Below are 9,593 nucleotides of genomic sequence, written 5' to 3'. Positions count from 1 at the left end.
CGGGAGCAAGCTCCCTCGCCACAAGAGCGGCCCTTTGCTGGATTTGAGATCAGTAATCGTCGCCGCGATCGGTCACATCCTTCTCGACACTTGGCGCGCTCGGGTCATAGCCCTGGGGGAATTTGCCTTTCAGATTCCAGGCAAACGCGATGATCTCGGCAATCGTGCGATACAACTCTTCCGGAATGCTGTCGCCCAATTCCATTCGGGCCAATAGCTTCACCAACTCAGCATTTTCATAAATCGGCACTTCGCTTTCCCGGGCGATCCGCAGGATTTCCTCGGCCAGGGCTTCGTCGCCCTTGGCGGTGAGGGTCGGTGCGTGGAGGCCGTCGTATTTGAGGGCGATGGCCTGGCGTGGTGCGGTGTCGGTTGTCATGCGGTTTCGTCCACCCAGCGTTGTTCCAGTCGAGTCTTGGGGCCTTGGGGCGGGGTGCCGAGGTGGCAATCCAGGTCGCCCACATTCAGGCCACAGGTCACCAGGCGTTCACGCAGCGCGGTCAGATTGCTTTCGATCAGGCTGGCGGTGTATGGCCGCTCAGCCCATAGCTGGCTCGACAGGCTGCCGCTGAGCAACTGGGCCTGAATCTGCAGCGGCCCCAATGGCTCCATGTCGAACGCCAGCTCTACCCGCCAGAGCTGCTGTTTCGGTTCGCGTTCTTCACGGCGTTCCTGTGGCTGCTCCCGGGGCGGGGTTTCCTCGCGCTGGAACTTGACCTGCAGCGGCACGATGTCCTGCAGGTTGCGCATGGGGATTTCCAGCTGCCAAGTGCTCATCAGCCGACCATCGTCGGTCAGGCCCGTCTGTTCCAGGCTCGACAACTGATGGGTTTGCAGGCGCGACACGGCGGCGGCGGCCAGGCGCAGCAGCTGCTCCAGGTCGCCTTCATCGTCCTGGCCTTTCAACAGGCGTGAGGGCAGGGGGAAACTGGTGGGTTGCGGCTTGACGCTGACCTGGCCGAGGGTTCCCAGGGCGTTACGCACGAAGCTGGGGAGCGCCTGGGCCAACGTGTTGGCGGCAATGATGGCAGCGAGGTTGGTGGAGGCGGGCAGGGCCGGGGTCAGTTGGGCGATCAGTTTCAGCAGATCGCCCTTCATGTCTGGCGCCAGGCTCGGTACTTGCCCGGCCAGCAGTTTGCTTTCCAGGAACGCGCCGCTGGCGGCCATGGCCTGAGCCAGGCCCTTGGGTGTACTCAGTTGCTGGATGTCCGGCAGGCCCGCCAACAGCCGTGTCACCGCGGCGCGCAGCTCGGTGCCGGTGTCGTCGCTGGCCGGAAGCTTTTGCAGCACGGTGTTCTGCAGCGCGGTGACCAGGCTGTCCAGCGAGCCCTGGCGGCTCATCTGCGTGACCAGTTGCTGGCTGACCGCCAGTTGTTCCTGGCGGTTGCTCAAGGGGACAAATTTCAAGGTCTGGGCATCTTGTACCTGAGCACTCAACAGCGTGCCGATGCGCAGCGGTCGCGGGCTGTCGATGTCCAGGGTTCTGCCAGCCTGGGCCGTGTTGAGCAGGCTCACCAGCGACCGGTAAACCGCCGGTTGCCCCGGCAACTGCGGCAACGCCTGGCTGGTGAGCACCTTGCCTTGCAGTAGAGTGCCGACCGGCATCTGTGCCGTGTCGATACGGGTCAGGGTGGCGACGCTGGAGGCGATGGCCTGCTGCACGGTAATCGCCAGGTTGCTGGCGGATGGCTGCGTCACCGCCAGGCTGGTGCCTTGGGGCAATGGCTGGGTGCTGGTGGCTTGCACGGTGGTTTGGCGACCGCTCTCCAGGGTGACCTTGAGCAACAGCTGGAAGGTCTGCTCCGCCTGCTTGAGCGACAACACCTCGGCCTTGGCGGTCTGGCCCACACCGATCAGGCCTTCGACCGGCGTCAGCAATTTGAGCAGCTCGCCCGTGACCGCCGGCATACGGGTGGTTGCCGAGGCCTGAGGCAGCGGCGGTATGTTCATGTCGCCTGTCATCTGCGGTCTTACCTTGGGAAGCTAATTGAGCACGCCCCCTGGGGCATGACATGTATAATGCCGCCGGTCTTTCAGGGAGTGGCGAAAACCTTGCAATTGTTTGACGCAGCTCTGTGGAACCGGCCACCAAAGCATCTATGCTGCACCTCTTTAACGGCCGCTGCATGGCCGACTTGAACCGTATAAGGCCCGCTATCCCTTGACCAGTCCTCTCCTGCAAACCGTCGGCCTCGCCTGTGAGCGAGATTTGCGGCTGCTTTTCGAGAATCTCGAATTGAGACTCTCGCGTGGCGATATGGTGCAGATCAGCGGCCCTAACGGCAGTGGCAAGACCAGCCTGTTGCGCCTGCTGGCCGGGTTGATGCAACCCACCGCCGGCCAAGTGCTGCTCAATGGCCAGCCGTTGCACAGCCAGCGCAGCGAACTGGCCCGCAACCTGCTCTGGATCGGCCATGCCGCCGGCATCAAGGATTTGCTGACGCCTGAAGAAAACCTCAGTTGGCTCTGCGCGCTGCATCGACCGGCCGGGCGCGAGGCGATCTGGCAGGCGCTGGCGACGGTGGGCCTGCGCGGCTTCGAAGACGTGCCGTGCCACACCCTGTCTGCCGGCCAGCAGCGCCGCGTGGCCCTGGCCCGGTTATATCTCGACAGTCCGCCGCTGTGGATTCTCGACGAGCCGTTCACCGCTCTGGACAAGCAGGGTGTGGCGCAGCTCGAGGAGCACCTGGCCGGGCACTGCGAGAGAGGCGGCATGGTGCTGTTGACCACCCACCACACATTGGCGCGGATGCCATCCGGTTATCGCAACATCGATCTTGGGAATTGGGCTGTATGAGTGTGTTTGGCCTGCTGCTTGCTCGCGAGGCGCGCCTGTTGTTCCGCCGTCCGGCCGAACTGGCCAATCCGCTGGTGTTCTTCGCGATTGTCATCGCACTGTTCCCGCTGGCGGTCGGTCCTGGGACTCAATTGTTGCAAACCTTGTCGCCGGGGCTGGTCTGGGTGGCGGCCCTTTTATCGGTCCTGCTCTCGCTGGACGGGCTTTTCCGCAGTGATTTCGAGGACGGATCCCTGGAGCAGTGGGTCCTTTCGTCGCACCCCCTGGCCCTTCTGGTTTTGGCCAAGGTACTGGCACACTGGGTTTTTTCCGGCCTGGCGCTGGTCTTGCTCTCGCCGCTGCTGGCAATGATGCTGGGCTTGCCCGCTGCCTGCATGCCGGTATTGTTGGTGTCGCTGTTGCTGGGCACACCGGTGTTGAGCCTGCTCGGCGCAGTCGGCGCGGCATTGACGGTTGGGTTGAAGCGTGGCGGCCTGTTGCTGGCGCTGCTGATCCTGCCGTTGTATATCCCGGTGTTGATCCTCGGTAGTGGCGCCTTGCAAGCCGCGCTGCAAGGCATGCCGGCAACCGGTTATCTGCTGTGGCTTGGGAGCCTGACCGCCCTGGCGATAACCCTGACACCCTTTGCAATAGCCGCTGGCCTGAAAATCAGCGTCGGCGAATAATAATGACGCCTGGTCGAAAAATGACCACTTCTTCTGAAGTAAAGGCAGACTGGCGGCCCGTGATAGCGTGCCGCAACCGTGATGGAAAACAGCAATGAACTGGACCTGGTTTCATAAGCTCGGCTCACCCAAGTGGTTCTACGGCATCAGCGGCAAACTGTTGCCCTGGTTGAGCCTCCTGGCAGTGCTGCTGATGGGCATTGGCGTAGTCTGGGGCCTGGCCTTCGCCCCGCCGGACTACCAGCAGGGCAACAGCTTTCGCATCATCTACATTCACGTGCCCACGGCGCTGTTGGCCCAGTCCATCTACGTGATGCTGGCGGTGTGCGGTGTAGTCGGGCTGGTGTGGAAAATGAAACTGGCGGATGTGGCCCTGCAATGCGCCGCCCCCATCGGTGCCTGGATGACCGCCGTGGCGCTGGTCACCGGGGCGATCTGGGGCAAACCGACCTGGGGCTCATGGTGGGTCTGGGATGCCCGACTGACGTCGATGCTGATCCTGCTGTTTTTGTACTTCGGTCTTATTGCGCTGGGCAACGCCATCAGCAATCGTGACAGCGCCGCCAAGGCTTGCGCGGTGCTGGCGATTGTCGGTGTGATCAACATCCCGATCATCAAGTACTCGGTGGAGTGGTGGAACACCCTGCACCAGGGCGCGACCTTCACCCTCACCGAAAAGCCGGCGATGCCGGTGGAGATGTGGCTGCCGCTGTTGCTCACAGCGCTGGGTTTCTACTGTTTCTTCGGCGCGGTGCTGTTAATGCGCATGCGCCTGGAAGTGCTCAAGCGCGAGTCCCGGGCCAGTTGGGTGAAGGCCGAAGTACAGAACAGCCTGGAGGCCGCTCGATGAGTTTTGCGTCATTCGGCGATTTTCTCGCCATGGGCCATCACGGCCTGTATGTCTGGTCAGCCTATGGCATCTGCCTGGCGGTGCTGGCCCTCAACGTGGCGGCGCCGATCCTGGCCCGCAAGCGGTATCTGCAACAAGAGGCGCGTCGTCTGCGCCGGGAGAACGGTCAGTGAATCCGCTGCGCAAAAAACGTCTTGTCATCATTCTTGCCATCCTGGTGGGGGTCGGCGCCGCAGTCGGCTTGGCCTTGAGCGCCTTGCAACAGAACATCAACCTGTTCTATACCCCGACCCAGATTGCCAACGGCGAAGCGCCCAAGGACACGCGCATTCGTGCCGGCGGCATGGTGGAGGAGGGGTCCCTGGTGCGTACCGGGGACTCGCTGGACGTGAAATTCAACGTCACCGATTTCAACAAGACCGTGACCATCACCTATCGTGGCATCCTGCCCGACCTGTTTCGCGAAGGGCAGGGCATCGTCGCCCTGGGCAAGCTCAATGCCGAAGGCGTGGTGGTGGCCGATGAAGTCCTGGCCAAGCACGATGAAAAATACATGCCGCCGGAAGTGACCAAGGCTTTGAAAGACAGCGGCCAGTCGGCGCCCGCTCCCGTGAAGGAGGGTTGATCGATGACCGGTCTGTTTATTCCCGAGCTGGGTCACCTGGCGATGATCCTGGCTTTGTGTTTCTCCATCGTTCAGGCGGTGGTGCCTTTACTCGGTGCCTGGCGTGGCGATCGTTTGTGGATGAGCCTGGCCCAGCCGGCGGCTTGGGGGCAGTTCGCCTTCATGTTGTTCGCCTTCGGTTGCCTGACCTACGCCTTCATGGTTGACGATTTTTCCGTGGCGTACGTTGCCGGCAACTCCAACAGCGCCTTGCCTTGGTACTACAAGTTCAGCGCGGTGTGGGGCGCCCATGAAGGCTCTCTGTTGCTCTGGGCGTTGATCCTCGCCGGCTGGACCTTCGCGGTCTCGGTATTCTCCCGGCAGTTACCGCAAGTGATGCTCGCCCGTGTGCTGGCGGTGATGGGCATGATCAGCATCGGTTTTCTGCTGTTCCTGATCCTCACGTCCAACCCCTTCGAGCGCATCCTGCCGCAGGTGCCGTTGGATGGCCGCGACCTCAATCCGTTGCTGCAGGACATCGGCCTGATCGTTCACCCGCCGATGCTCTACATGGGGTACGTCGGCTTTTCCGTAGCCTTCGCCTTCGCCATCGCCGCGTTGCTGGGCGGTCGTCTTGATGCCGCATGGGCGCGCTGGTCGCGTCCTTGGACCATCGTCGCCTGGGCTTTCCTGGGCATTGGCATCACCCTGGGTTCGTGGTGGGCTTATTACGAACTCGGCTGGGGTGGCTGGTGGTTCTGGGACCCGGTGGAAAATGCCTCGTTCATGCCCTGGCTGGTGGGCACCGCGCTGATTCACTCCCTGGCCGTCACGGAAAAACGTGGGGTGTTCAAGAGCTGGACCGTGCTGCTGGCCATTGCGGCATTCTCCCTCAGCCTGCTGGGAACGTTCCTGGTGCGTTCCGGCGTACTGACTTCGGTGCATGCCTTTGCCTCCGACCCTGAGCGTGGTGTGTTCATCCTGATGTTCCTGCTGTTCGTGGTCGGCGGCTCGCTGATGCTGTTCGCTTTGCGGGCGCCGGTGGTGAAAAGCCAGGTCGGCTTCAACCTCTGGTCCCGGGAAACCCTGTTGCTGGGCAACAACCTGGTGCTGGTGGTCGCCGCGTCGATGATCCTGCTGGGTACGCTGTACCCGCTGGTGCTCGACGCGCTGACCGGCGCCAAGCTGTCGGTCGGCCCGCCGTACTTCAATGCATTGTTCATTCCGCTGATGGCGATCCTGATGGTGGTGATGGCTGTCGGCATGCTGGTGCGCTGGAAAGACACGCCGGTCAAATGGCTGATGGGCATGCTGACGCCCGTGCTGCTGGGCACTGCTGCTCTGGCCGTCATTGCCGCGATTGCATATGGCGATTTCAACTGGGCGGTACTGGCGACTTTCGTGCTGGCGGCCTGGGTGTTGCTGGCTGGCGTGCGGGATATCTTCGACAAGACCCGCCACAAAGGCCTGATCAAGGGCCTGCCGACCTTGACTCGCAGTTATTGGGGGATGCAAATCGCTCACCTGGGCATCGCCGTCTGCGCCCTGGGTGTGGTGCTGTCCAGCCAGAATAGCGCCGAGCGTGACCTGCGTCTGGCACCCGGAGAGTCCATGGACCTGGGAGGCTATCAGTTCGTATTCGAGGGGGCCAAACACTACGAAGGCCCGAACTTCACCTCCGACAAAGGCACCGTGCGGGTCATTCGCAACGGTCAGGAAATCACCGTGCTGCATCCGGAAAAACGCCTCTACACCGTGCAGAATTCGGTGATGACCGAAGCCGGGATCGATGCCGGTTTCACCCGCGACCTCTACGTAGCGCTGGGCGAGTCCCTGGGTGATGGGGCATGGGCGGTGCGGGTCCACGTCAAGCCGTTCGTGCGCTGGATCTGGTTCGGTGGCTTGCTCACCGGCCTGGGTGGGGTGCTGGCCGCGCTGGATCGTCGTTATCGGGTCAAGGTGAAAACCCGGGTGCGTGAAACCCTGGGCATGACGGGAGCCCCTGCATGAAACGTTGGTTGATGTTGTTGCCGCTGGCACTGTTCCTATTGATGGCGGTGTTTTTGTACCGAGGGCTCTACCTGAACCCGGCCGAATTGCCGTCGGCGATGATCGGCAAGCCGTTCCCGGAGTTCTCCCTGCCGTCGGTGCAGGGCGACAAGACCCTGACGCGGGCGGACCTGCTGGGCAAACCGGCGCTGGTCAATGTCTGGGGCACCTGGTGCATTTCCTGCCGGGTTGAGCATCCGGTATTGAACAAACTGGCCCAGAACGGCGTGGTGATCTACGGCGTCAATTACAAGGACGTCAACGCCGATGCCTTGAAGTGGCTGGCCGAGTTCCACAACCCGTATCAACTGGATATTCGTGATGAAGAAGGCTCTCTGGGCCTGAACCTGGGCGTTTACGGGGCGCCGGAAACCTTCTTCATCGACGCCAAGGGTGTCATTCGCGACAAGTTCGTCGGCGTGATCGACGAACAGGTCTGGCGCGAAAAGCTGGCCGCCAAGTATCAGGCGCTGGTCGATGAGGCCAAGCCATGAAGCGCTGGTTAGCAGCCGTTATCCTCGGCGTGAGCCTGGCTGGCGTAGCTCACGCTGCCATCGACACCTACGAATTCGCCAACGAGGGCGAGCGCGAGCGGTTCCGTGAACTGACCAAGGAACTGCGCTGCCCCAAATGTCAGAACCAGGATATCGCCGATTCCAACGCACCGATTGCCGCCGATCTGCGCAAGGAAATCTTCCGCATGCTCGGCGAGGGCAAGGACAACCAGCAGATCATCGATTTCATGGTGGACCGCTATGGGGAGTTCGTGCGCTACAACCCGGCCTTGACCTCCAAGACCGCACTGCTCTGGTTTGGCCCCGCCGGGCTGTTGCTCGGTGGTTTCGTGGTCATCGCGGTGATTGTGCGTCGTCGCCGGGTCCAGCGCACGGCTGCCCCGGACACGCTTTCTGTCGAAGAGCGCCAGCGCCTCGACCAACTGTTGGATAAAACCAAGCATGATTGATTTTTGGCTCGCCGCAGGTCTGCTTCTCCTGGTTGCCCTGAGTTTTCTGTTGATCCCCGTATTGCGTGTTCGCCGCGCCCAGCGCGAAGAGGACCGTACCGCGCTCAACGTGGCGCTGTATCAGGAGCGCGTCGCCGAGTTGCAGGCCGAGCAGGAAGAGGGCGTGCTGAATACCGCGCAACTGGACACCGGCCGCGCCGAAGCCGCGCGAGAACTGCTCGCCGACACCGAAGGCGCTGATGCGCCGCGCGAGTCTCGCTTGGGTAAACCGTTGCCGTTACTCGCCGCCGTGCTGGTGCCGGTGCTGGGCCTGGGGCTGTATCTGCATTTCGGCGCCAGCGACAAGGTCGAGCTGACTCGCGAGTTCGCCCAGGCGCCGCAGTCGATGGAAGAAATGACCCTGCGCCTGGAGCGCGCGGTGGCGGCGCAACCGGATAACGCCGAGGGCTTGTATTTCCTCGGTCGCACCTACATGGCCCAGGACCGGCCGGCGGATGCCGCGAAGATCTTCGAGCGGACCGTGGCGGTGGCCGGTCGCCAACCCGAGTTGTTGGGCCAGTGGGCTCAGGCGCAGTATTTCGCCGATGGCAAGAAATGGTCGGACAAGGTCCAGGCCCTGACCGACGAAGCGCTCAAGCTCGATCCCAAGGAGGTCACCAGCCTGGGCCTGCTGGGAATCGCCGCGTTCGAAGGCGAGCGCTATCAGGAGGCCATTGATTACTGGGGCCGTCTGCTCGCGCAACTGCCGGAAGGCGACAAGTCCCGTGATGCGCTACAAGGCGGTATCAACCGCGCCACCGAGAAGCTTGAAGCCAGCGGCGGCAAGGTCGCCCAGGCGCCAGTGAGCAAGGCTGCGGCATTGCTCAAGGTGCGCGTGGAGCTGGCGCCGGAGCTCAAGGCCAAGGTGCAGCCGGGCGACAGCGTGTTCATCTTTGCCCGCGCCGCTTCCGGCCCGCCGGCGCCGCTGGCGGCCAAGCGCCTGACCGTCGCTGACCTGCCTGTTACCGTGGAACTGAGCGATGCGGACGCCATGATGCCGCAACTGAAACTGTCGAACTTCCCTGAAGTCCAACTGGTGGCGCGCATTTCCCGGGCCGGTCAACCGACCGCCGGTGAATGGATCGGCCGCAGCAAGCCTCTGGCGAGCAGCACCACGGCGCAGCAACAACTGACTATCGACAGCCCGGATAAATAACAGGAATTCGCACCATGACCGCCATCGCTCGTATCACCCTGCTCACGCTCGTCCTGGGCCTGAGTGCTTGTGCGGTCCAGCGTCCGCCGCAGCCGTCGGCGCCGCTGCCTCCCATCCCGTCTTCAGGCCCGGCCACCAAGCCGGGGCCATCGACCGTCCCAAGCAAGCCCGTCACGCCGAATACACCGGCCAAGCCGTTGCCTCGTACTTCCGCCAGCTTCGCCCCACCACCCGGCGGCAATAGCCACTGGGACGCCAAACTTGGGGTCTATGTGCTGGACAACCACACCAACACCTTCTATCGCCAGCGCACCTATTACCGCTGGAGCAACGGCTGGAGCCGCTCCATCAGCCCTAACGGGCCGTGGGAAGAGACCACCATCGAAGGCGTGCCGGCGGGGTTGGGGCGTCAATTCCACTAAAGGCCAGTGTCGACTTCGTGGCGAGGGAGCTTGCTCCCGCTCGAGTG

General features: G+C 62.7%; 12 protein-coding genes. 10 read left to right on the top strand and 2 right to left on the bottom strand.

All coding sequences use genetic code 11. The annotated features are described in order from the left end of the window. Nucleotides 1-49 precede the first annotated feature (49 nt). Both HU811_RS20775 and fliK read right to left on the bottom strand, forming a co-directional pair. Complete coding sequence (locus tag HU811_RS20775) at nt 50-379, bottom strand: EscU/YscU/HrcU family type III secretion system export apparatus switch protein (protein ID WP_186657862.1); 330 nt, start codon at nt 377-379, stop codon at nt 50-52. Continuing rightward, a complete protein-coding gene (gene fliK, locus HU811_RS20770; protein WP_186657860.1) occupies nt 376-1,962 on the bottom strand; it encodes a flagellar hook-length control protein FliK in 1,587 nt (528 codons plus the stop codon). Before fliK ends, HU811_RS20775 begins: the two co-directional genes overlap by 4 nt. Nucleotides 1,963-2,161: 199 nt before the next feature. Here fliK and ccmA point away from each other — a divergent pair, with 199 nt between their 5' ends. From ccmA to HU811_RS20720, 10 genes are all read left to right on the top strand, one after another. Further along, nucleotides 2,162-2,797 (top strand): cytochrome c biogenesis heme-transporting ATPase CcmA, encoded by a 636-nt coding sequence (gene ccmA / locus HU811_RS20765; protein WP_092458437.1) that lies wholly within the window; start codon nt 2,162-2,164, stop codon nt 2,795-2,797. Further along, nucleotides 2,794-3,462: a heme exporter protein CcmB gene (gene ccmB / locus HU811_RS20760; RefSeq protein ID WP_047226272.1), complete on the top strand. Its 669-nt coding sequence runs from the start codon at nt 2,794-2,796 to the stop codon at nt 3,460-3,462. The genes ccmA and ccmB overlap by 4 nt, the downstream gene beginning before the upstream one ends. A gap of 94 nt (nt 3,463-3,556) precedes the next feature. Beyond that, entirely contained in the window at nt 3,557-4,312 is a 756-nt protein-coding gene (locus HU811_RS20755) for a heme ABC transporter permease (protein WP_092458440.1), read from the top strand. Beyond that, entirely contained in the window at nt 4,309-4,485 is a 177-nt protein-coding gene (gene ccmD, locus HU811_RS20750) for a heme exporter protein CcmD (RefSeq protein ID WP_007939192.1), read from the top strand. Before HU811_RS20755 ends, ccmD begins: the two co-directional genes overlap by 4 nt. Further along, nucleotides 4,482-4,937: a cytochrome c maturation protein CcmE gene (gene ccmE, locus HU811_RS20745; RefSeq protein WP_186657859.1), complete on the top strand. Its 456-nt coding sequence runs from the start codon at nt 4,482-4,484 to the stop codon at nt 4,935-4,937. Before ccmD ends, ccmE begins: the two co-directional genes overlap by 4 nt. Before the next feature lie 3 nt (nt 4,938-4,940). Further along, nucleotides 4,941-6,926 carry a heme lyase CcmF/NrfE family subunit gene (locus tag HU811_RS20740; RefSeq protein WP_186657857.1) on the top strand — a complete coding sequence of 662 codons (1,986 nt, stop codon included), beginning with the start codon at nt 4,941-4,943 and terminating at the stop codon, nt 6,924-6,926. Then, on the top strand, nt 6,923-7,459 hold the full coding sequence (locus tag HU811_RS20735; RefSeq protein ID WP_047226276.1) for a DsbE family thiol:disulfide interchange protein: 537 nt from the start codon (nt 6,923-6,925) through the stop codon (nt 7,457-7,459). The genes HU811_RS20740 and HU811_RS20735 overlap by 4 nt, the downstream gene beginning before the upstream one ends. After that, nucleotides 7,456-7,929, top strand: coding sequence for a cytochrome c-type biogenesis protein (locus HU811_RS20730; protein WP_092397583.1), 474 nt, complete (start codon nt 7,456-7,458; stop codon nt 7,927-7,929). Before HU811_RS20735 ends, HU811_RS20730 begins: the two co-directional genes overlap by 4 nt. Beyond that, nucleotides 7,922-9,124 (top strand): c-type cytochrome biogenesis protein CcmI, encoded by a 1,203-nt coding sequence (gene ccmI / locus HU811_RS20725; RefSeq protein WP_186657854.1) that lies wholly within the window; start codon nt 7,922-7,924, stop codon nt 9,122-9,124. Before HU811_RS20730 ends, ccmI begins: the two co-directional genes overlap by 8 nt. Before the next feature lie 14 nt (nt 9,125-9,138). Then, nucleotides 9,139-9,546: a hypothetical protein gene (locus HU811_RS20720; RefSeq protein WP_186657851.1), complete on the top strand. Its 408-nt coding sequence runs from the start codon at nt 9,139-9,141 to the stop codon at nt 9,544-9,546. The last annotated feature ends 47 nt before the right edge of the window (nt 9,547-9,593 follow it).

It is taken from the genome of Pseudomonas tehranensis, assembly GCF_014268615.1.
GTDB classification, from domain to species: Bacteria; Pseudomonadota; Gammaproteobacteria; order Pseudomonadales; family Pseudomonadaceae; genus Aquipseudomonas; species Aquipseudomonas tehranensis.
Note: the sequence above shows the minus strand (reverse complement) of the source record. Positions and strands in the feature narration are given on the sequence as shown.